This is a genomic window from Pedobacter roseus (assembly GCF_014395225.1).
In the GTDB taxonomy this organism is placed as follows: Bacteria; Bacteroidota; Bacteroidia; order Sphingobacteriales; family Sphingobacteriaceae; genus Pedobacter; species Pedobacter roseus.
The window spans coordinates 2,455,314-2,479,265 of the sequence record NZ_CP060723.1 but is presented as its reverse complement, the minus strand read 5'-3'; the positions used below and the strand labels follow the sequence as shown (position 1 = coordinate 2,479,265).

Sequence of the window (23,952 nt, the reverse complement as noted above, 5' to 3'; positions counted from 1 at the left end):
GAGTTATATTTATTTATGTGCGATTTTATAACCCCGTAAGCCGAAATAAAGGATAATCAGAAAACATACTAATGGAATGCTGTAGCCGATTTGGATATTATCGCCATACATATCGATTAGTGTTCCCATTCCAAATGGTAAAATGGCACCACCAACAATAGACATGATCAACCAGGAAGAACCTGGTTTTGTATCATCACCGATTCCATCAATTCCTAAGGCGAAAATGGTTGGAAACATAATAGACATAAAGAATCCGATAGCACCTAAAGCATAAACCACATAAGAACCTTTACCTAAAATAGCAACCAAACACAAGATTATTGATATCGCAGCATAAATCGCAAGCAATTTATTTGAAGATATGAACTGTAAGAGCGCCGTTCCTGCGAAACGGCCAGCGGTAAATAAAAATCCATAAACAACCAAATAGGATGCAGCTGTTTTTTCGTCAAATCCACCGCCCTGTTGTGCCATCCTGATAAAGAAACTGGTTACACAAACTTGTGCACCTACATAGAAAAACTGAGCAATTACAGCCCATCTGAGGTGTTTATGGCGTAGTGACCCAAAAAAACTTCCCTTTGCTTCTCCATCAATACTTTTCGTTTTAATTTCAGGAAGGTGGATGAAGTAAAAGATTACTGCAATTACCAATAAAACGATGCCTAATGTAATGTAGGGTGTTTTAACCGATGCGGCCTCTTCAAGAAAGTAATTATTTCTATTAACTTCTGTCATCGCTGCTAATTCATCTTTGGTGTGCGATTTGCCTGAAAGGATAAATAAACCACCGATCATTGGGGCTACCATTGCAGCCAGTCCGTTGAAAGATGCAGCAAGGTTTAATCTGCTTGTTGCTTTCGCAGGATCACCCAATACTGCTGCATAAGGGTTGGCAGAGGTTTCGAGCATGGTTAAACCACAACCTATAATGAAAAGTGCAATCAAAAATGTAATATAAGATAAGGTATTGGCCGCAGGAACAAATAAAAAAGCACCAAAAGCAAAGGCTAACAAACCCGAAATCATAGTTGCTTTATAGCCCCACTTTTTCAAAATCATTCCGGCAGGTATAGCCATTAAAAAATACGCAAAGAAAACAGAAGTATCGATCAGTGTTGATTGCCTGTTATTGAGGTTACATGCTTTCTTTAGGTGCGGAATTAAGATTGAATCGAGGTTATGTGCCATTCCCCAAAGAAAAAATAGGCTTATTACGAGTATAAATGGCAATAAATATTTTTTTCCTGATGACGAATCGCCCTCAGTTATAATTTCTGGCTGTGTGTTTATTGGTTCATTAGTCATTAGAATGGTTCATTAGTTCATTTGTAATTGGTTCATTTGTTATTAGCGAAAGGGTTTAATAGTTGATTGGTTCATTAGTCATTTGTTCATTTGTGTTTTAATCATGTCTGGTAAACTGTCGCTATAGGCAACCAGACCAATGAACTATTGACCACTGAACTAATGAACTTTTTTAACAACCAAAAGATGGTCGCAGACTAATACCACTTCTCCATGTTGGTTGATGATTTCTACGTGTTCGGTTACGGTGCCATATTCAGGTCTTTTGCTCTCCCCTTTTTCTGAAATGGTGATTTCGGAGTGGATGGTATCGCCAATGAAAACCGGTTTTACAAAACGTAATTTATCATAGCCTTTGCTCATGGCTTCCGGATTAATTTCTGATGCGGTTAAACCGATACCAATACTAAAAATCATGGTTCCGTGGGCAATGCGTTGTTTAAAAGGTTGTGTTGCACACCATTCGGCATCCATGTGATGTGGGAAAAAATCGCCGGTATGCCCCGCATGAACCACGAAATCGGTTTCAGTTATCGTGCGGCCTAAGGTTACACGTTTATCCTGTAATTGGTAACCTTCAAAAAATGTTGATTTGAAATACATTTTAATATTTTTATTTATAATTCCGTAATTGCGAGTTTTCGATTTTTCATCGAAACGAAGCAATCTTTGTTGCAAAACAGATTGCTTCGGCCCGCTCATTTCCAGCCTCGCAATGACGATTTAATTATTTAATTTCTCTTTAACTCTAACCCCACCAATATCGCTCGATTGATAGGCACTTTCTACAACGGCCATGGTTTGAATCACATCTTCAACACTGGTATGCAACACATCGGTTGAACCTTCATTATAGCGCATTAAATTGGCCATGGTGCCAATAAAAGCCTCCGGAAACCAGGAGCCGTCTAATTTAACTGTCTGCCATTTTGGAGTTTTTCCGTCTTCTACTATGCAGTATTCAAATACATCAGGTACGCCATGCGGATAATCCATCAATAAACCGATTTTAGCTACAATAGCACCTCTTGTTCCTTCCCATTTAATATAACTTTCCTGGTGGTTTGGACCGAAATCATGGTCGTGGTTGGTATTGATTACCGCATGCATAGTATCGCCATAATCGAATAAAATGGTAGATCGAGATGAGGACAAATTCTTCGCAGGATGTTTTAAGGTTTTTGCCAGAATACTCTCCGGATTACCCAAAAATGAACGGATTAAATCGACATAATGAATGCTATGGTACTGAATTTCCAATCTTGGATGAATAATTACATGCGGGAAGATTTCCCAGGGTGTTTTAATCGTCACCCGAACTTCCATATCATATAATTCGCCGATTAAACCTTGATCAATGAGGTATTTTGCCGCACTTACAAAGGGTGCGAAACGTAACTGAAAGTTAATGGCGGCCTTAAACTTCTTATTCCTGCATAATTCGAGTATTTCTTTTGCCTGTGCAAAATCATCTCCCATGGGTTTTTGGATCAATACTGCACTTCCATCCGGCAATTGTTGCAGGGTTTCGATGTATTGCTCGGGCATGATGGTTAAATCATAAACAGCATTTGCCGGAGCCAGTTTTACTGCTTCAGCCACCGAATTGTAGACGTTTGGAATACCAAAAGCATCAGCCAGTTTCTGTGCCCGCTCTTTGGTCCGGTTTACAATACCATGTACTTCAAAATCTGCAATTTTATACGCTGGAAGATGCGCATCGGCCACTATTCCTCCTGCACCAATGATAATGATGGGCTGTTTGGTATGTGGTAATTCTGGTTTATATTTGATATCAATACTCATTTGTCAATTTCATTAATCTGGTTCTGTGCAAGCTGAATAAGCTCTTCGGTTGCGGCATCGGTATTAATGGCCTGTAAAACCATTTGGTCGATGATGGCGGCAATAGCAGCCCAGTTTTGTTTCTGTGGCAACATATTGGCCACCTCATGTAATTCTTCTAATTTATGGTAATAAGGAATAATCTGGTTGATCTCTTCATTTTTCCAGGTCGAAATCCTGCAACCTATCCCACCTTCTAAGGTGAGCTGTTTATCCTGTTCAGTAGCCAGGGCAAAACGTAAAAAATCGTACGCTACAGCTTTATTTTTACTGCCCTTTGCAATGGTATAAAGCCAGTATACATTTAGCGAGGCCGAGTTTTTACCTGGAGCGGATGGCAATCGGTCTACATCAATTTTTCCTTTTACTTTGGAGTTTGCGTCTACTTCGCACATGGCGGCAAAACCAAACCAGTTGATCATCATGGCAGCTTCGCCTTGTGAAAAGGCGATTCCTGCAGCTACAGATTCGAATTCTCCAGATTTTGGATGAACAGCAGTTGTATCGTTCACGATTTTACGATAAAAGTTTAAACCATCAATGGCTGCCTGGGTATTGATCTGGATAAAACCATTTTTATCAACCAATGCCCCGCCCCTCGTCCATAATTGCAGTGCAAAATCGAAAACGGTGTTGTGCCCGTCGGGATAACAGGCGAAAATACTGCCATATAAATTTTGTTCCGGGCGGTTGAAAAAACGGGCAATCTGGTGAAAATCTTCCCAGGTTTTGGGTACGGTTAAGGTTTTGGCAAATTGAGCAAAATATTTAGCCTGTTCGGCATCGCTTTCGAATAAATCTTTCCTGTAAATAAAACACTCCGGGCCATCATGAAAGGGCAAGCCCACTACTTCCCATCCGAAACGTTGCAGACTTAAAAGCGATTTGCTCCATCCCCTCGGGAAATCGTCGGGTTTGTTTTTATTGATGTAAGGATTTAAAACTTCAAAATCATTGCTGGAATAACCTTCCAAAACCCAATCGGTACTGATATGCGCAATATCGAAATCGCCATTTGCCAGTCCCTTTTGCTTGATGGTACTGTCGTAAAGTTCGTGCAAATCCATTACCACCATTTCCAACTTTAGTGTACAGCCTGAAATGGTACAATATTGATCCCAGAATTTCTGCATGGCAGCTTCAAAAGGTGCAAATTTACGAACGGCTATTCTGAAGGTTTCTATTTGGTTATGCATTTGCAATGGTATGCTGTGTTATAAATTCTTTGATAATTTTTTCATTATCCTGTCCTAATTTTGGCGAACCTATTGGTGAAGTCAATAATTCGCCATCAATGCGGATCGGGCATCTGGTGGTTTCATATTTGTAACCATCTATCATTTCCACTTCCTGAACCATATTTAACACCTTAAAACCCTCATGGGCCATCAAAGCATTCCAGTTTAACACATCCGCACACCAAATATCGGCTGGTTCTAAAATGGAAAGCCATTTTTCGGTAGTGGCAGATAAAAGATGATCAGCCAAAATTGCCTTAATCTCATCACGTTTGTCAAATGCCTCGCTAATTTCAATATAATCTTCTAATCGTTCGCAGCCAAGTAGGTTGCCGAGCTGTGGAATGGAAGCCATCGCTAGGGCTAAATATCCGTTTTCTGTTTGATAAATCCCATAAGGAGCGCCTAAATATGCATTTGCATTGTTATTTTTCGAACGTTGAGGTAACGATCCACCATCATTCATAAAAGTGGTGATGGTTTCAAACTGGAAATCATAAGCGGATTCCATCATGCTGATCTGTACAAAACCGCCCTCATTTTTTATAGCTTTCCGGTACAAACAGGCCAGGATTCCCTGCGCCAGGTGCGCGCCTGCCAACATATCAATAATGGATAAACCCATTGCCACAGGGCCGCTATTATCATTTCCAGTTAGCGAAGTTAAACCGGTAACAGATTGTAGAAGTAAATCCTGACCAGGTTTATTTTTCCATTCCGTGTTATTGCCATAGCCTGAGATTTCGCCATAAATTAGGGTTGGGTTTAAAGCGGAAACGGATTGATAATCGAAACCTAAACGTTCCATTACTCCCGGGCGGAAATTATGAATCATTACATCTGCTTTTTTAAGCAGTTCGCGCACCATTTCGCAATCTTCTTCGCGTTTTAAATCAACCTCAAAACTTTCTTTATTCCTGTTTATGGCATGAAAAACCGACGATTCTCCGTTCATGATCAGGTTTGAGGTATAGAGCGTGCGGCAAATATCGCCCACACCCAAGCGCTCAATTTTGATTACACGAGCACCCATATCGGCCAAACGCAAACTTGCTGATGGTCCCGATAGGAACTGGCTGAAATCGATAACTAAATAATCTTCAAGCGGTAGCATAATTCTATTATTATATTAAGGCTTGTTTACCATGCCTCATTGTTCTTTTATTTATCCGTTAAGTCTAGCGTATCGTCATTCCCAACTTGATTGGGAATCGTAATACGATGGACATTAGGGTTCCCGCCTGCGCGGGAATAACGACTTTATTTTATTAATTCAACTCAAACTCTTTATTAATCTCAGCTGTTCCAAAACCCAGTTTTGGTGCTGCTTTACTGGCAAATAACTTTTGATTATCCAAACGAATCGGGCTCACGGTTGTCTTTATTTTTTTGCCATCAGCTAAATCCAGTTCCTGCTCAATCTGCAAGCTCTTATAAGTATTCATGGCTGTAGCAGTTTGATAATTCAGTACTTCTGCGCACCAGATACCGTGACTTTCCAAAAGATCAAGCCAATGTTTTGTATTTTCTTTTTTAAAGGTTTCAGCCAGGCGGACAATTAATTTATCGCGGTTTTCGAAGGCTGAACCAGCTTCTACGTATAGGTCAGTAATATCGCAATTGATGATCGCGCAGATATTTGGCAGGTTGCCCATGGCCATGGCTATATAACCGTCGCTGGTTTCGTACATGCCATAAGGAGCGCTTAAATAAGCGTGAGCGCTGCCTTTTGCTCCGCTTCTATCAGGCAATTTACCGCCATCATTTAAATATGTTGTGAGCACTTCAAACTGTACATCTAAAATAGATTCAAGCAAACTCACCTCAACCAAAACACTTTTATTGGTTTTTGCCCTTTTAATTAAAGCGGCCATAATGCCTTGTGCCAAATGGTTTCCGCACATGATATCCGATACGGAAAGTCCGAATGGAACCGGCCCGTCTACATCAACACCGGATAAAAATGTTAATCCGGAAACGGATTGTACCAGTAAATCCTGACCTGGCTTGTTTTTCCACGGACCTTCAGTTCCATAGCCGGTTACCACACCGTAAACAATTTTTGGATTGATGTTTTGAACGTTTTGATAATCCAGACCAATTTTCTCCATCACACCAGGGCGGAAATTATGTGTCATCACATCGGCTTTACTGATTAATTTTTTAAGTCTTTCTAAATCTTCCGGATTTTTTAAATCGGCAGTATAACTTTCTTTATTCCGGTTAATGGTATGAAAAAGCAGGCTGTCTTCATCCACAAAAAGATTTTTGATGGATAAAGATCTGCAAGCATCGCCTGTTTTAGGTCGTTCGATTTTAATCACACGGGCACCTAAGTCGGCCAGTTTTAATCCTGCCGATGGTCCGGCCAAAAACTGGCAAAACTCTAAAATCAAAAGTCCTTCTAGCGGTCTGTTCATGATAACACTAAACTTTTAGATTGCAGATATAACTCATTCATTGCCGATAAAACCTGAATTTCATCGCCTCCTTTCATTAAATAATCGCGGACAACATCGCCCGCGTGATCCTGAAAATACATGGAGCCATGGTAACGTGGACGGAGAAATGCCCTTTGCAAAGCGGGTAAGGTACTTTGAAAATAATTATGACTCTGGCGGTTGACTTCTTCGTTTTTCCAGGCGGATAAATGCCCCGGCTGACCACCACTTTCGAAAAATAAAGTAGACTGACAAGCAGATGATCCCACAAATTCTACATATTTGGCAGCAATCTCCAAAACTTCGCATTTAGCAGAAATGGCTAAACCTGTTCCACCCAATGTGCTTTTCAGGTTGGTTTTACCATCTAAAGAAATCATGTCGTGAAAATGCAGGGTTTTGCGTGCATAACCATTTCGCGAGTAATTGGAATACCCGTAAGCAAAAGGACAATAAGCAATTTCGTCGCTTAAAGTCATGTCTTCATAAACCTGAATCGGGTTTCTATTGAAGTTTGCTTGATCTATTTTCGATGCCAGTTCGCGGTACATTTTCAAAACTTTTACGCCGATTTCAGTTGAAATTACTTCATAATCATTTTGGCAGGGATCTTCGCCCAAAGAGCAGCAAAGTGTATAAAAATTCATTAAAACATCAATCGGAATACCTGCAAAAGCAATTAAACCTTTATCGGCCAATGCGAGTAGATCTTCGAATGATTTAGGTAATTGTAATCCTTTTTCGGCCAATAAATCCGGTCGCGATGCCGCCACTGGTGTTGCTGCATCTATGGGTAGTGCCCAGAGGTGTTCGTTATAGAAATAACTTTCAAAAGATTGACCTACGGAATTTTCTTCCTGATCTTTTAGATAATCTTCAGAAAGATAAAGATCTAAAGGCACTATGGATTTTGTTTTTGCGGCAAAACCAGCCCATGGATGATCGATCACCAGCAGGTCAAAACGCTCTGCCAGTTCCTGAATGGAAAAATCGGCAAACTGCTGCAGGCTTCTTTTTTCCCAGGTAATGTGCACGTTGGGATGTAATTCGGAAAAACGCTGTGCTGTTGCCACCATCGGCAAAAGCCCACGACTGTGGTTCCAGGTTATTCCTTTTAAGTTAATTATCTTTTCCACTTTATTTTCTCTTTTGTTTTTCTGTCATTCTGAACGCAGTGAAGAATCCCTGACCTATCTTACAGAACCTTTACATTAGTTACTGCCTGAGCAGAGCTTGTTTTTTATCGTTTGCAGATTCTTCGTTCCTCAGAATGACAATGCCTTTTATTGTTTTCTTTTTATTTGCTTAGCCGTATTAATTGTAATCGACGAAGGCGACAAACCATTTGATGTTGCCCTCAACTTAATAGTTCCTGTTTTTTCTGTTGATTGTAGTATGGTTAAACACAAACCATGAAATGCTTTGCGGTAATTCGCTTTAAAAGGTTCTAAACTGGCTTGAAATCCATTGTCAACACCTGCAATAAAGCCATTTCCTTCTACTTTAAAATCGACTAAGTTATCGGCGTTGGGAACCACATTTCCTGTTGCATCCAAAATGCGGACGGTAATGAATGATAAATCCTTGCCATCGGCTTTAATGTTTTTTCTATCGGCAATCAATTCTATTTTGGCAGGTGCTCCGGCAGTTTTTACCTCACGGACCAATACTTCTTTCCCGTTTTTACGTGAAACTGCTTTTAATATCCCCGGTTCGAAATTTACGTTCCAAAGTACGTGGAGATCATCTCCTTGCTTAGATTTTTTACCCAATGATTTTCCGTTGAGGTACAGTTCTACTTCATCGGCATTGTTGTAATAAGCCCAAACTTCAACGGATTTGCCCTTTTCCCAATTCCAGTGAGGTAAAATATGTAACACGGGTTTATTAGTCCACTCGCTTTGATACATGTAATAGGAATCTTTCGGAAAACCTGCTAAATCAACAATTCCGAAATAAGAACTTCTGGCCGGCCATGGGTAAGGTAAAGGTTCGCCCAGGTAATCAAAACCCGTCCAAACAAATAAACCAGACACATGATCATATTTTTTAGCTTCCTTCCACGTTTCTTCATGTGTTGAACCCCAGTAAGCCGAAACGTTATCGTAAGCAGATGCCGACCATTCTTTATTACCTGCTGTGAATTTGGTTTTACCATCTTTCGGCCAACGGCGGATGGTATCTGCAGTATCATAAAATCCCCTTGTTTCAAGTGCTGAGGTGGTTTCAGTAGCTAAAAATTTAACGCCAGGATAATTTTTCGGGAAATCCTGATAAAGTTTATGGTTATAATTTAAGCCATAAATATCAAGCGCCTTGGCCTGATAGATAAAATTCTTTTCTGCCTTTGTTTCCGTCAGCGCTGAAATTACCGGTCGGGTGTTATCCAGGTTTTTAACGATTTTGACCAACTCTTTTGTTATCGCAATACCTGTACTGTCAAACTGCTCACGGATTTCGTTGCCGATGCTCCAAAGGATAATGGATGGATGATTACGGTCGCGTTTAACCATATCTTCCAGGTCAGCTTTATGCCATTCAGGAAAATTCAGGTGATAATCATTTTTGTTTTTTTTCTTCGCCCACATATCAAAAGCTTCATCCATGACTAAAAAGCCCATTTTATCGCATAAATCTAAAAACTCAGGTGCCGGTGGATTATGAGCGGTACGGATGGCATTTACACCCATTTTCTTCATAATTTCGAGTTGGCGTTCTATCGCACGGACATTCACTGCAGCGCCTAAAGCACCTAAATCGTGATGCAGGCAAACACCCAAAATTTTCATCGGTTTTCCATTTAAGGAGAAACCCTTTATCGCATCAAAATTGAATCTCCGGATCCCAAAAGTTGTACTTTGTTCATCTATAATTTTATTTTCCGAATCAATGATTTTAGCCACTAAGGTGTATAAATAAGGCCTTTCTACTGACCATATTTCTGGCTGACTGATCAGCAGGCTAGAAACACCTTTACCAGTATTATCTTCGATTATATCTTCTTCCAAAAGGTGCTTTAAAACCTGTTTTCCCTCCCTGTTTATTATCGAAAATTCAATCTTGTACTTTTTGGTTTTATCTGATGATTTATTTATAAAACTAACGTGAGGTTCTATGTAGCCTACTTTTTGCCCGGGCTTTAAAGTCCCACCATCTGTTGATTCTCCGAAATCGCCACTTACAAAACCCGATTCAACAAAAAGGCCATGTTGGCTTATTGATACTTTGGCCGTAGATGTTAACCAAACGTTTCTATAAATGCCTGAGCCTGAATACCAGCGTGAATCGGGTTGGGCTGAATTATCAACCTTAACAGCAATGATATTTTTTCCAGATTTCAGGAATTTGCTGATTTCGTAAGAAAATGAACTGTAACCATAAGGTCTTTTGCCCAAATATTCTCCGTTTACCCAAACCTCACTGTTTTTATACACGCCATCAAATTCGACAGTTATTAATCTATCCTTAAAATTGGCAGGAGCAATAAATTCTTTTCTGTACCAACCAATTCCGGTAGGTAAACCGCCCCCTTCGGGTTTTGCAGGGTTTTTCTCATCGAATTTCTCTTCAATGCTCCAATCGTGAGGCAAGGTTAATTTTCGCCATTTAAGATCGTTATATGCTTGAGATTTTGCATTTGGTTCGTCCCCTAAAAAGAATTTCCAATCTTTGTTGAAGCTGTTTCTGATGCGGGGTTCCGGCGTGGCCGTCATTTCGACCGCAGTGGAGAAATCTGTGTAATGTTTATTTATGCCAGTATTATAGATTTCTCTCCCGAATATTCGGGACTTCGCTTCAGTCGAAATGACGATCGACGGATGTTTTGCTTCGCAATGAAGTGATGTAAATAATGCGAAAATATTCAGCACAAAAATCCAATATGTAAATTGAGTTATCTTCATGTTATTTCTTTGTTTCACTTACAAAATCCAACTTACTTTTACCTAAATCTTTCGAAGTTGCTACTGCAATTCCACGCTGGTCCTGTTTGTTTACCGCACAATAAAAATGGTAAACCACACCTTTATACTTTAAAACAAATGATTTATGTGCGTACAGTTCATCGTATTTTTCCGAAGATTCAATCAGGTTATCTCCTGTCCAATCGGTCCAGTTTATAAGGTCTTTTGAAGCCGCGAAACGGTTGAAAGATGCCTTTCTATCCTGCCAGAAAGCTCCAAAGTAAAACATAATATAGGTGTTGCCAATCTGCTGTAATACAGCATCTCCTGTGATGCCGACAGGATGATGAACGACAGGATTTTTATTAAATCGCTGCCAATGAACCATGTCATCAGAAACTGCCATGCCGATCCGTTCGTACCAGCGTGTTTTTTTATTGTTTATTAACGAATCGCCCACAGCATTATAATACATCACAAAGCGATGGCCGGTTAACCTTTTCTGATCTTCAATTACTGTGCTTTTAAAAAGTTTATTACGATTTTCCCACCAGCGCGCATCTTTATCCAATGAACTTAAAACAGGCTTATCTAACCGGCTCCACTCCTGCACAACCGAAGGATGTTTTTTGGTATAGGCCATACCGATGGATAAGGGCTCCACTTCATAACCTTTTTCTTTTCCCCCGAAATACGACATCCAGTATTTGCCATCAAATTGATTTACGCCATAACTTCCGCCCCATTTTATATCAAGCAAAGCATTGTAGCCGGCCTTTTGGTTATCGTCCCAGTTGCCTGCATCAGCAAAAGACATCAGTTTTCCCTGGTTTTCCCAGTGCAACAGGTCTTTGCTTTTTGCCAGCCAGGTTTCATAACCGCGACCGCTAAAAATGAGGTAAGTCATGTACCAATCTTTACCTTTTTTAAACACAGTCGGACAATCCATTTTATGGTCTTTATCCTCAGGAACCATTACCAAGCCATATTTGTAAGGTGTTTTAACTTTCTGGTAAATCTTTTCCATCTCTGCCGGAGAGATGGCTTGATTTTGCTGTGCGCTTGATTTAAAAGCCCAAACAAAAAGGAGAATCATGATGCTTATCTTTCTCATTTGTACTTTAAATTAAATTTGTAATAGCCTGAACCTATGGCAACTTTAGTTTTGCCGTTTTCCATCCCTGCATTAGTAAATGATGCATGATTTTGTTCTAAAAGTTCAACTTTTGGCAATGCCGGAAAATAAACTACAGCCCTGGTATTTACCGGAATATTAACTTCCAGTGTGAAATTTTTATCTGTTTTCTCCCATTTGCTTGATATTTTGCCAAAAGGTGAATTGTAGTTTACATTGGCTGAAGTTAAATCACCCACTACTTCTGGTTCTATTTTAATTTGATTGAAAGCAACCGAATTTTCTTCTTGGCGGATTCCGCCAACACCGCTGTATAACCATTCCATTAAATGACCCAACATAAAATGATTGTTGGAAACCGTTGGTAAAGCAGCCCATGATTCCGTTAAAGCAGTAGCACCTTTGGCGATCTGCATACCGTAACCTGGTACATCCGAACGGCTGTTCATGTCAAAAATCACATCCGATCGGTCTGCATCTTCCAAAACACGAAGCACATAACGGTAACCTATATCGCCTGCAGTTAAACTGTTTTTCCTGTCGCGGATATCTTTAACCAGGTTGTCGATTACTGCTTTCTTATCCTCTTCTTCGACCAAACCCATATAAATGGCCATGGCATTTGCAGCCTGCGAACCTGTTGCATATTGCTTGGTTTTAGCATCAAAAAATTGGTTGTTGAATGCTTTTCTCACCTCTGCAGCAAGTTTGGAATAAGTTATGGCATCCGCTTTTTTACCCAAAAGTGTGGCCATTTTCGCTAATATTTTTAAATCATAGTGGTAAATTGCCGTTCCGGTAACGCCCATTGGGGTCAGTTGCGAAACGCCCGGCGGTTTAGGTCCTAAATCGTACCAATCGCCCAAACCCTGCGATAGAATATGTTTATTTGCTTTGGTTCCTAAATAATTAATGTAGCGCTGCATCATTGGGTAATAATCAGCCATAGCCTGTTTATCACCATACCATTGATACAGGTACCATGGCATTAAAATGCCGCTACTGCCCCATTCCGGCGAATCGCGGAACATATCTCCGCCCCATTCAAATTTCACATATTCAGGCGCAATTTCCGGGATCAAACCACTGGCTAACTGCGAGTTTTTCATGTCCTGCAATGCTTTTTTGAAAAGCGGCGCAGCATTATAATTGTAGCGTACAGAGCTGCCCATTAAGTGCAGTTCTTCTAACCAGCCTAATTTTTCGCGGTGCGGACAATCGGTAAATACGCTCACCATGTTGCTCCTGATCGACCAATCGATCAGACTGTAGGCTTTATTGAATAAATCGTTCGAAGAGGAGAAATTACCAACCTTTTCGGCTGCATTTCTAATGTGTAAAGCTTTTAAATCTTCAATAATAGCTTTGCCGTGTGCATTTTCTTTTCCTGCCGGGACAGCTCCTTTAACCTGCAGGTAACGAAACCCGGTATAAAAGAATTTTGGTCGCCAGGTTTCTAAACCACCGCCTTTTAAAATGTAAGTGAAATAAGATGGGCCACCGATATTTTTTTGCGTAACAGAACCGTCAGCTTTCAACAATTCGGCAGGTGTAATGCGGATGGTATCGCCTTTTTTGCCATTTATTTTTAGCTCTATAATGGCAGAAGCATTTTGCCCCATATCATAAACCCATTCGTTATTGGCTACAGCAGTAATATTCTGAGCGGAGAAGTTTTCAAAAATTTTAACAGGTTCTTCTTTTTGCGCATTCAGCTTCGGTCCATCAACCAATAAGGCAGCTTTCCAGTTTTTATCATTAAAGCCGGTTAAATTCCAGCCTTTTTGTTCCAGGTTGGCATTATAATCCTCGCCTCCGTAAATGCTCGAAAAAGTAACCGGCGACGGGGATGTTTTCCAGCGTTGATCGCTGATGATGTTTGTAGTGGTTCCATCAGTATATTCGACCAACAATCGACAGATCATTTTAGGATAACCAAAAGCCACCTTTAATTTTCTGTATCTCTCCTTAACCGGTGGAATGTAATAAAAGCCATTGCCCAGCATTACGCCAATGGCATTTTCACCCTTTCTAAGCTGTTTGGTAATGTTGTAGGTTACATATAAAGCTTCTTTATCGTACTTTGTCCAGCCTGGTGCCAGAAAATCATCGCCAACTTTTTCGCCATTTAAACTCATTTCAAAATGACCCAAGCCAGAAATAAAAGCCGTTGCCTTTTTTATGGTTTTAGTTACTGCAAAAGCTTTGCGAAACATCGGTAAAATGTTATTGGCGTTGTATTTATCTTTTTTCCCATCGGTTGGGAGTACATTTACATTCGAATCAGCAAGCTTCTCATAAGCAATCCACCTGGCCCCTTTCCAATCGGATGTGCTCAATAAACCCATTTGCCAAAAAGCGGGGCTACTCCATGCAGATTCATTTCCGGAATTGTCCCAAACGCGTACTTTCCAATAATAGGTTTTGCTTGATAAAAGATTGGCTCCCTGATAGCTAACCTGGATAGACTGCCCTGAATTTACCTTTTTAGTGTCCCAAATTTCACCAATGTTCCTTTTTAAGTTTGCGGCATTTGCAGATACCAAAATCTGGTAAGCCACTTGCATTACGTTGTGCCTGGATGACTGTAATTTCCAGCTTAAATTAGGATTGTGTAAATCGATACCGATCGGATTATTTCTGTAAGCACAAGTCAGATCCATCACCTTTATATCCTGCGCAAAAAGCGGAATGCTAAAGAGATAAAGCCAAGAAAAAATCAGAAATCTGCTCATTATCCTTTGGTTAGCATTGCGGAATTTTTACGCAAAAGCAATGGTTAATTTTGGTTTATAAATGGTTAATTGATACCTTAATCTTATTAATAATCGATTTTTGGGATGATTTGATTAATAAAACAGCGTCAATTCAAATATAAATGTTTTTTTTAAATATGAAAACATATATTAGTATTTAAATTACAAAATCTTCCCCTCGATAAATAGGAAAGCATTTTGTATGTTTGAAATTGTAAAAATTACGCTACAGCCAAATTTAAACCTGTATGAACGAAAAGGAATCGAAGTACCAGGCCCCTGCTTTAGATAAGGGACTTGATATACTGGAGTATTTATCTGCACAATCTATCCCACTGTCGCAAACCGAAATTGCAATCGGTATTGAGAAAACACCGAACGAAATTTACCGGATGTTAATGAGCTTGGAAAGCCGTGGGTACATCCTGCGCGATGAGGTTTCGGGCAAATACAGGCTATCACTGAAGCTTTTTTACCTTTCGCACAGGCACTCACCTATTGATGAGTTGCGCAAAGCTGCACAATTTCCGTTGGAAGAACTTGCCAATACGATCCGTCAGTCCTGCCATTTGAGTATTTTGTACATGAACCAGGTAATGGTGATTATTCATGCTAAAAGTCCGGGGCCGATTGCACTTTCTATTGAAGAAGGAAACTTATTCCCATTGCCTTTAACCGCATCAGGGAAAGTTTTATTGGCTTACATGCAGGAGGACGAGCGGAATACCACCTTAAAAAACAACGTTATTTTTAAAAAATACCCTAAAACCCAGCAAGAAGATTTTTTAAGTTCATTAGAAGATATCCAGCAAACGGGTTCATACTTCAAAAACAGTGATTCGGTTTCGGGTGTAACCGATCTTTCGGTACCAATTGGCATTAACGGCAATAATGGAATCATAGCCTGTTTAACCATTTCGATGTTAAACGCGATTAATGTAGATCAGGCGATCGAAAATGATGTGATACTGGCCGAAGCGCAGAAATGCGTTAAGAAAATTGAGCAAAGGATTGGGGTTTAGGCCCTAACCCCTAGAAGGACTTTGGCTTTCTAATAATTGATGTAACCGTAAACTGAAAATTGCAAGCTGATTTGGGCGTTACCCAAGGGTCGGGCTTTTCAGGGCTCCGCTTCGCTCCGGTACCGATGAAATATCGGTACTGAACCCTTACAATCCCTAACGCGGATTTAACTTATTGAAGTACTTTTATACAAACCCCGCAGGTTTTAAAAACCTGCGAGGTTTATAAATAGATCGTCATCTCGACTTCGCTGCGCTCCGTTCGAAATGACGAAATTAGTTAGTATATCTTACCTCATATTCCCTGCCCTTTTCAATCATCACTTCAAAAACGCCTTTCGAAAGCTCTTTTATTGCTGCACCTTTAACAACCGGCTTCGATTTACTTTTAAACCTTAATTTACCAATTCCGGTTGCAGAAGAAACCCTGATTTCTTTTTTACTGCAATACACAGCGATATCACCATTAGCGGTAGGCACTTTGCCCTCCATCCACACTAGCCCGCCTAAGTTTGGTTCGATGGTATAAGTTTCATAACCTGGCGTGGCTGGCTGAACGCCCAAATAATATTTTCCCAATAAATAAATAGGACTGGCTCCCCAGGCATGGCAAAGGCTTTTCCCAAACGGGCGGCCATACATCGCCAAGTGTTCAGTGCCTTTTTTATCTGGATTATATTCTTCCCAAAAAGAAGTGGCGCCCAATTTTAACATGCCACCCCAATAGTTTTTCATTTCCTTTAAAACATAAGGTTGCTCGCCCATGGCGCAAAGGGCTTCCAATTCATAAAAACGCATGTAAGGCGTGGTAATTTTGGCTACTTTATCGTTTAAGAGTACATTTGCTTTAACGGCTAATTTTTGTTCCGGGCTAAAATAATCAAAGAAAATACCGAACATATTTGCATACCGGGTTACGTTATCAGTCTGTTTATCGTCAATTCGGCTATGCACTAAGGCATTTTTTTGCTGATTCCAGTAAAGTTCAAAGATTTTTGCTTTCAGTTCTTTTGCCTGCTGATCATATTTGGCAGCACCCTCTGTATCATTGGCTAATTTGGCACATAAAGCCATGGTTTCTAAACTTCTGGCATATAATAGCTGTTCGAAACTTACCTCGCCATCTTTGCTCAATTTATCGGCCCAATCAATAAAAATCCAATCACCAGGCATCCATTCCAGTAAACCATTTTTATTTTTTCTACCATCAATATAAGTCATTAGCGATTGCATGCGAGGGTAAACATCCTGCACAAACTTTTTGTCGCCAGTGAATTTGTAGTAATCATAAATCCCTAAAAACCAATAGAAAGAATAATCCATGATGGTATTGATGTGCGCCGTTACCGGATCTTTACCACGCTGTGCCAATAAGGTTCTTTTTACTGTTGGTGCATCAAAAAACGAATAATAATTCATCAGGTAGCTTTGATAAGCATCTCCGCTCCAAACCCATCTGTCGCGTTTTATGCCATCGATAAAAAACTCCCTTGTGTTTAAGTGGAAGGTGTATTTGGCTACATCGTATATCTTATTCAATTCAGCATCTGATGATTTAAAACTTCCGCGTTCGGTTACCGGAGCATATTCATACAACATGGAAACGGAATCAGCAGAAACACCATTTCCGGGTTGAAAATTCACATATCTGAACGCTTTGGAAAGCGGCATAATGGAATCCTTTTTCTGAGCGAGGTCGATATCCAGGTAATCTAAAGTTTCGCATTTTTCGGTCGACAAGGCCTCTTCTTTTGATTCTCCATAATAAATATTCAGGCTTCCTTTTCCTTTCAAGCCATGTACTTTTATAAAACCAAAGGTTTCTTTGCCAAAATCAGAGATTGCACCGTTATTGATTTTTTCGGATTTTACCGCAGATTGTGCGACAACCGGCAATTTAAATTGCGAAGGCAATTGGTTCGGATCGTTTAAGTTCCACGAACCAGCAGAAACAAATGTGGTCCCCGATTTATCGGAAGTTTTCCCGCTGGCATCAATCCATTCTTTGTCTTCAAAAGTGGTGAGCCAGGTTTCGTCTGATACCACAGTTTTGCCCTGTACAAAAATTGCGGGAACATGTGCCTGATTGTAAACTTTTAAGCTCAATTTATGCTTTCCGGCAGGAATTTGGATGCTTTTTGGAAAACCGGAAATGGCCTGACCATCAATTTTTACATTGTAAGTACCTTCTACAAAAAGTTTAACTTCTTCGGGTTGCGTAAGGTTAAATTCTTTATGAAAATCGACCAAAACATAGTGACTGTCCATTTTCCAGAATACGGGAAAAAAGGAGCCTCTTTCTGTTCTGCGGTTCTGCATTACATTACTCATGTAAATATCGAAATCGCCAGGATACCAAATCCAGGAGGCCTTTTGGGCGAAGAGCTGGACTACGGAGCCACTGAAAATGATTAGGAGAATTAGCTTTTTTAGGGTTTTCATATTGTTGAATTTTTAGCCACAGATTGACACTGATAAACACGGATTTTTATATCTGTGTGTATCCTTTTCATCTGTGATTCATTTATTACTTTCATTTTTAATTTGTGCGTCGTTCCCGCGCAGGCGGAAATCTTAATGGACAAATGCTTTGCTTTACGATTCCCAATCGACCCGATAGCTATCGGGTTGGGAATGACGATCCTTCTAATTTTAATGTCCGTTAAAGAAGATATAAAGTGCAACCATCACGATGGCCAAAGCAATCCACGAAATCCAAACCGATTTGGCCGGTTTTTCTATATTGGCCTGATGTTCTTCATTAACCGTATAAATGCTAGGTGATCGATCCAGCAATGAAATCAGGATGGCGATGATCAATAAGCCGGCGAAAATGAAAAAGGACAGCATTAAATAGTGTGGCCAAAAGGGAAATTTGTTTGAGGGCAAAATCCACAGATAAGTTACCCCTATGCCTAAACTCAAGATTGAGCCAATAGAAAGCGTGAAGTTTACTGCTTTTCTCGTGGTTTTTTTCCAGAAAACGGTAAGCAGGAATACTACTGAAAGTGGCGGGGCAATAAAACCCAAAACGGATTGAAACACATCGAACAGATTCAATCCTTTAATGTTATCGATCGCCAGCACAACAATAACGGCAAATATACAACCCGCCACAACGCTCCATCTTCCGATGCTAATAATCTTTTTATTACTGGCCTGAGGATTGATTTTCTTGACATAAATATCCATGGTAAAAACGGTACTTAATGAATTTAAGGATGAACCAATGGTGCCCACCAAAACGGCAATCAATACCACGATCACCAAACCATTCATTCCCGGAGGAAACAGATTGGTTACCATCGTCATGTAAGCTTCGTCTGGATTTTTCAGACCTGGAAATAACACATAACAAAGTATCCCCGTGCCGATAAATAACGGCAATGAAAGGATTTTTAACCAACCGATAAAACTCACGCCCAATTGGCCCTGCTTTAAATTTTTTGCGCCTAACACCGACTGCACCATCGATTGATCGGTGCAGAAAAAAGCAACAGCAGCAACGGGGTAACCTAATAAAATGGCATACCATGGGTATTTGGGATCGCTGGCCGGTTGCACCAAATTCCAGAAGTGATGTGGTGTTTTGGCATATAAAGCTGAAATACCTCCAACTTTGCTTAAGCCTAAAAGCATTAAAGAAAGTGAAACGGCAATTAGTAAAATCATCTGGAAAACATTCACTTTGGCAATAGCTTTTAATCCGCCGAAAAAGGTAAATAGGCCTGCAAAAGCAACCAAAACGGTAACAGATTGCCACATGGGGATACCTAAAATCTGCCTCACCAAAAAGCCTCCTGCAAATAAACCAAGCGATAACCAGGAAATTAAAATCTTCACCAATGCATACCAGGCCAATATGTTTTGAGTAGAATCGCCATAGCGGTTGCCCATAAATTCGGGCATGGTACTCACCTTTGCTGCGAGGTACTTTGGAGCAAAAACAATCGCGAGCAGAAATAAAAAGATGAAGGCATACCAGTCAAAGTTGACAGCCACAATACCGGTGCTATAACCGATACTGGCAAAAGCCAATAACATGGATGGGCCTACATTGGTGCCCCACATATTAAAGCCGATGCTGCTCCAGTTCAGTGATTTATTGGCGAGAAATAAGGTTTCATCTTCGCTCTTCTTTTTCGAAAAACTGGCCCGATACCCTATAATCATCAGGATAACGAGGTACGCGATGACAATGATGTAATCTAAATTGGTTAAACGTTCTACAATGTTTCCCATTGGTTTATTTGGTTAGTTTGGTGATATGGTTTCGATAGTTTTAGCCACAGATGAACACGGATAAACACAGATTTTATGGCTTTTAGAAATCTACCTCGAGATAGATCTCAATAGCCATGGTTCGTGTCTCCACGACCCATAAGAACTTTTCGTCATTGCGAGGAGGTACGACAGCTTGCCCCGATTTCTCGGGGAAGCAATCTCTCATGCAAAATAGATTGCATCTTGCCTCGCAATGACGATATTTCTTTTATAACCCTATCGATTCCCTTGTTATGTGATTGGCTTTTAAAATATCATCGATCTTTACGGGCAATCCTGTTTCTAAAGATTGATCCATGGCTTGCAACAATGCTACTGTTCCAATTCCTTCTTTTAAATCAGGATAGGCTGTAAAATTGTTATTGATGCTATCCGCAAAATATTCAAGATAATTTTGGTATTCTCCGGCATGATGACTTTGCCCTTCGAAACGGAAGTAATGTTTTAAGGTAGAGTCTCCCCAGGTAATGATTTTTTCTTCACCTGTTTTAGTGGTAACGGAATAACGCAGCTCATGGTAATCGGCCTGACTAGCGCCTTCAGTACCGCGTAGGATGCAACTCATGCCACTGTCGCGGCTTGCGGGTTGTGTTGGCCCGGTATAAGCGCCACTTACCCTTGCAATTCTACCATCTTTTGCCTTGAAAATAAAGTGCATAGTATCCTGATTTTTTAAACCAGCCTTTAAACCATTGCTGCTTAACATCCCATAGCCCATTACTTCCTCGATATCAGGCAAATACCAACGGATAAAATCTGTTGGGTGACTTAAACCTCCGTAAAGCCATTTAAATGATTGTTTTAACGACCATCCTTTTTCCAAAAACCAACGGTGATCGGCGTGGTAATGACTCTCTATCGTAATCAGTTCACCGATTAAACCTTCTTCAAAATCTTTTTTCTGGCGCATAGCAGGTTCGAAAAAACGGGAACTTTGTCCGACGAAAATTTTCCTTCTTGATTTTTTAGCAAGCTCCAAAAGTTCGTTTGCATGTGCCAGGTCATCAATAAATGGTTTGGTGCAAACCACATGCTTCCCATGTTGAAGCGCCAGTTTTATGTGCTCAAAATGCAGGTGATCGGGTGTATAAATCGCAATCATATCGATTTTGTCGCTGGTTAACATATCCTCGTAATTCGTTGTCCAGTTTTGAAAATCAAATTCTAAAGCCCGCTCTTCGCAAAGCTTTTTATTGGCATCACAAATCTGGATCAGCTTAAACTTTTTGCTTGCCAGTGATGCAGAGATGGTGCTTCTGCCCTCTCCTAATCCTAAAATCCCTAATCTTAACATGATATTATTTTTATAAGCGTTATTGTTCTGTTTTCGTTATGGCGAGGAGGCACTATGAAGCAATCTTTTTTGATTGAAAGATTGCTTCGCCCGATGAAAAATCGGGGCTCGCAATGACGATTTTACTATTACTCAACCGGTTTAAAAAACACCCAAACCTCTTCAGGTTTTGTGCCTTCAATTCCTTCCTGGTATTTTTTCATTATTGTATTCCATTCATCCACTTTAGGATTATTTAAAGTAGTTTTTGGATTCAAATCATCTAATTTTTTACCTTTAGGGATACTGATGATCAACATTAACTGTCTGTCTTTTTTAAAAATGGCCAGTCGTTGAAATTCTGCATTACAAAAGCCTTTTGATATTTCAGGCCATTTCTCAAATTGAGTTTTATGGTAGTTCAGGTATTCATTTTGCATCTTTTCATCGTTCACTAAATTTGCTGATAAAATAATGTTATCCCATTCTGCCACCGGTTTATCCCCACAATTCTTCTCCCGGTTGAAATCGTAAAATAAATCGTCGTAAAGTTTGATTTCAGTAGCATTTAAGCGTTTTAAAGTTTGTTGCAAACTTTCAACCTTTAAACTGGAAGTATAAATGACCAATCGGTTATTCCATTTGTAAATCGCGCTTGTCTGAAGATTATTTTCCTTTGCGAAAGTTTTTAAAGCATGATCTGTAGGAACGTCGGAAGATTTAAAAATTAACTCAAAAACAACAGATTGATCTACGGCCTGATTAATTGCGGTATTAGAATATGCTGCTTTTTCTTTTAACAGGTATTGAAAGGTTTTTTCTAAACCCGCATGCTGTTTAATTTTTCCGGAAACCTTTGGACCGTTATCTTCCCATAAATTATCTGGTCCGTTGGCATTTTGAAGGTACTTTTCAGCTGGTGTCCAGTTGTTTTTGATGGTGAAATATGATGAACCTTCATCGGTGTACAAATAAAACCAATGCTCTGGAAGATGCGCATAAGGTGCCTTGTAAATGCTATCGATTACATTTTCGGTGATAAACGATCCGGGTTGGGCCGATAAGGTATATATTCCAGCCACATCGTATAAATGTTTGCCATAATGATGGATCTTATTGGCACTGATGGTATTATTCTTCATCGCATTTAGTGTTTTCGTCCAGCCCCAGCCCATACTGATGCCCGAATAAGAAACATCGCTGATTTCGTTGTGTAGGATTTTAATCCCCTGAACATAGCCCGCGCCGATCCCCGCCGCGCCCCAGTCTTCGTTGGTTACATCGGTGATCAGGTTATTTTCGATTCTATCGTTGGTCGATATTTCACGTAGATCGGATGGACGGTATGGCAAGTGCACTTCAGTCGTTTCGTCAGAAAAAGTTCCGACTAAAATGGCTGAACCTCCAATATCTTTAAATAAGTTTCCCTTAATTATATTATCTGCGGTTCCTTTTTTGTAATCCAATCCTGTTGAAGCCAGGTGTTCAAAGCGGCAAGCTTCAAATGAAGTATGATGGGCGTAAGTTACTTCAATTGCTGAGGCTGGCCTGCCAACCCAGGCCTGGTTTTCTAAAGTCGGTTTATCAGGTGTTCCGGCTTTATCCAGTTTATAAGCATCGAGCATGTACATACCGGCCTGATGTGGTACATGACCTTGTTTGGAAGGTCTTAACCAGGTACTGTGTTCAAAAGAAATGCCCTTAAAATTTACAAAAGCAACCGGATTGTCTATTGTTCCTTCTATTTTGACCAGATTTTCTAATACCGGAGCAATTATTTCGGCATTAATCATGTTTTCTGACGCTTTAGGCCAATAATAAAGTTTGTGTTTTTGCAGATCTTCGAACCATTCGCCAGGTTCGTTCAAAAATTGAATAGCATTGCTGAGGTAAAAAGCAGAATTACCCGTTTTCTCCGAAATCCATGGTGCCGGCCACGGATGCTCGGACTGAATCCTGCTTTCGGGCTGCATGAATGATAGTTCAGCCGCATTACCCATTACTTTAACCGATTTTACGCGAAGATTTGCAATGGCCCACCATTGGTGGATCAACATTTCCATGCCTTTAATGTTATCTAAATTGATATTCTTTTGGAGTGGGATTTTACAGGTTTGGTTTTTGCTATCCCATGATAAAATCCTGCCCATGGCAGCACCATTATAGTTTTTTGCGCGAATAGCTTTTTGACCATTTACCCAAAGTTGGCGGAATTGCAGATCGCTCCCATCAAAGTTTGGAAGATCGGTTACCCAAACTTTCCCGATGGCTTCTTTTGGTAAGCCCGAGAGGGTTCCTTGAAGTTTTTTCCAACCTTTTATTTTCACACCTCCACTTAATACTACTTTTTCAGTGGCTATAATTTCTGTTGGACTTTCTTTTGTCCCTGAATCTTCGGGACGGAGCACAACAGGCTCGTATAATTGATAAAACCCTTTTGTTATGATTATTGTGATGCCATTTTTAATCGAAACATCATTTAATCGACGTAATTCGCGTGCTTTTCTAATTGCAGAATGTAATGTGGCTAAGGGCTTTTCTTTGGTTCCAACATGAGTATCATTGCCATTTAATGAAACATAAATATCTACCGCATCTGCTTTGAGGTACAATAAAGAGAAAAGAATTACCAAAATTAAAAACGGTTTAAATTGTTTGGATCGTGGAGACACGAACCAAGGCAACCAGTATTTTATTGTATCTTTGCTTTGCATCTTTTTGGTTATCTCGATTTCCATAACTCCC

At 40.1% G+C, this 23,952-nt stretch carries 15 protein-coding genes; 1 reads left to right on the top strand and 14 read right to left on the bottom strand.

Features of this window, described 5'->3' with window-relative positions; all coding sequences use genetic code 11:
* Window positions 1-9: 9 nt before the first annotated feature.
* The 10 genes from fucP to H9L23_RS10280 all read right to left on the bottom strand — a co-directional run bounded on the left by fucP (window position 10) and on the right by H9L23_RS10280 (window position 14,607).
* Window positions 10-1,311 (bottom strand): L-fucose:H+ symporter permease, encoded by a 1,302-nt coding sequence (gene fucP / locus H9L23_RS10325; RefSeq protein ID WP_187594879.1) that lies wholly within the window; start codon window positions 1,309-1,311, stop codon window positions 10-12.
* A gap of 159 nt (window positions 1,312-1,470) precedes the next feature.
* Window positions 1,471-1,914, bottom strand: a complete 444-nt coding sequence (locus tag H9L23_RS10320; protein WP_187594878.1) for a MaoC/PaaZ C-terminal domain-containing protein — start codon at window positions 1,912-1,914, stop codon at window positions 1,471-1,473.
* A gap of 120 nt (window positions 1,915-2,034) precedes the next feature.
* Entirely contained in the window at window positions 2,035-3,117 is a 1,083-nt protein-coding gene (locus H9L23_RS10315; RefSeq protein ID WP_187594877.1) for a Gfo/Idh/MocA family protein, read from the bottom strand.
* On the bottom strand, window positions 3,114-4,352 hold the full coding sequence (locus H9L23_RS10310; protein ID WP_187594876.1) for an extracellular solute-binding protein: 1,239 nt from the start codon (window positions 4,350-4,352) through the stop codon (window positions 3,114-3,116). Before H9L23_RS10310 ends, H9L23_RS10315 begins: the two co-directional genes overlap by 4 nt.
* Window positions 4,345-5,508, bottom strand: a complete 1,164-nt coding sequence (locus H9L23_RS10305) for a CaiB/BaiF CoA transferase family protein (RefSeq protein WP_187594875.1) — start codon at window positions 5,506-5,508, stop codon at window positions 4,345-4,347. Before H9L23_RS10305 ends, H9L23_RS10310 begins: the two co-directional genes overlap by 8 nt.
* 154 nt (window positions 5,509-5,662) lie before the next feature.
* Complete coding sequence (locus H9L23_RS10300) at window positions 5,663-6,814, bottom strand: CaiB/BaiF CoA transferase family protein (RefSeq protein WP_187594874.1); 1,152 nt, start codon at window positions 6,812-6,814, stop codon at window positions 5,663-5,665.
* Complete coding sequence (locus H9L23_RS10295; protein ID WP_187594873.1) at window positions 6,811-7,971, bottom strand: ABC transporter substrate-binding protein; 1,161 nt, start codon at window positions 7,969-7,971, stop codon at window positions 6,811-6,813. Before H9L23_RS10295 ends, H9L23_RS10300 begins: the two co-directional genes overlap by 4 nt.
* A 147-nt stretch (window positions 7,972-8,118) precedes the next feature.
* Complete coding sequence (locus H9L23_RS10290) at window positions 8,119-10,737, bottom strand: glycoside hydrolase family 2 TIM barrel-domain containing protein (protein ID WP_246474906.1); 2,619 nt, start codon at window positions 10,735-10,737, stop codon at window positions 8,119-8,121.
* A gap of 1 nt (window position 10,738) precedes the next feature.
* Window positions 10,739-11,851: a glycoside hydrolase family protein gene (locus H9L23_RS10285; RefSeq protein WP_187594872.1), complete on the bottom strand. Its 1,113-nt coding sequence runs from the start codon at window positions 11,849-11,851 to the stop codon at window positions 10,739-10,741.
* Window positions 11,848-14,607 (bottom strand): family 78 glycoside hydrolase catalytic domain, encoded by a 2,760-nt coding sequence (locus tag H9L23_RS10280; protein WP_187594871.1) that lies wholly within the window; start codon window positions 14,605-14,607, stop codon window positions 11,848-11,850. Before H9L23_RS10280 ends, H9L23_RS10285 begins: the two co-directional genes overlap by 4 nt.
* A gap of 269 nt (window positions 14,608-14,876) precedes the next feature.
* Between H9L23_RS10280 and H9L23_RS10275 the strand changes: the two genes are divergently transcribed.
* The gene (locus tag H9L23_RS10275; protein WP_187594870.1) at window positions 14,877-15,650 is read left to right on the top strand and encodes an IclR family transcriptional regulator; all 774 of its coding nucleotides are present in this window, start codon (window positions 14,877-14,879) and stop codon (window positions 15,648-15,650) included.
* Between the two features lie 276 nt (window positions 15,651-15,926).
* Here the strand turns inward: H9L23_RS10275 and H9L23_RS10270 are convergent, their stop codons facing one another.
* The 4 genes from H9L23_RS10270 to H9L23_RS10255 form a co-directional block, all read right to left on the bottom strand.
* Entirely contained in the window at window positions 15,927-18,092 is a 2,166-nt protein-coding gene (locus H9L23_RS10270; protein ID WP_187594869.1) for an alpha-L-rhamnosidase-related protein, read from the bottom strand.
* A gap of 210 nt (window positions 18,093-18,302) precedes the next feature.
* On the bottom strand, window positions 18,303-19,892 hold the full coding sequence (locus H9L23_RS10265; RefSeq protein ID WP_187594868.1) for an SLC5 family protein: 1,590 nt from the start codon (window positions 19,890-19,892) through the stop codon (window positions 18,303-18,305).
* A 250-nt stretch (window positions 19,893-20,142) separates the two neighbouring features.
* Window positions 20,143-21,228: a Gfo/Idh/MocA family protein gene (locus tag H9L23_RS10260; RefSeq protein ID WP_187594867.1), complete on the bottom strand. Its 1,086-nt coding sequence runs from the start codon at window positions 21,226-21,228 to the stop codon at window positions 20,143-20,145.
* A gap of 128 nt (window positions 21,229-21,356) precedes the next feature.
* Window positions 21,357-23,945, bottom strand: a complete 2,589-nt coding sequence (locus H9L23_RS10255; protein WP_246474905.1) for an L-rhamnose mutarotase — start codon at window positions 23,943-23,945, stop codon at window positions 21,357-21,359.
* Window positions 23,946-23,952 lie beyond the last annotated feature (7 nt).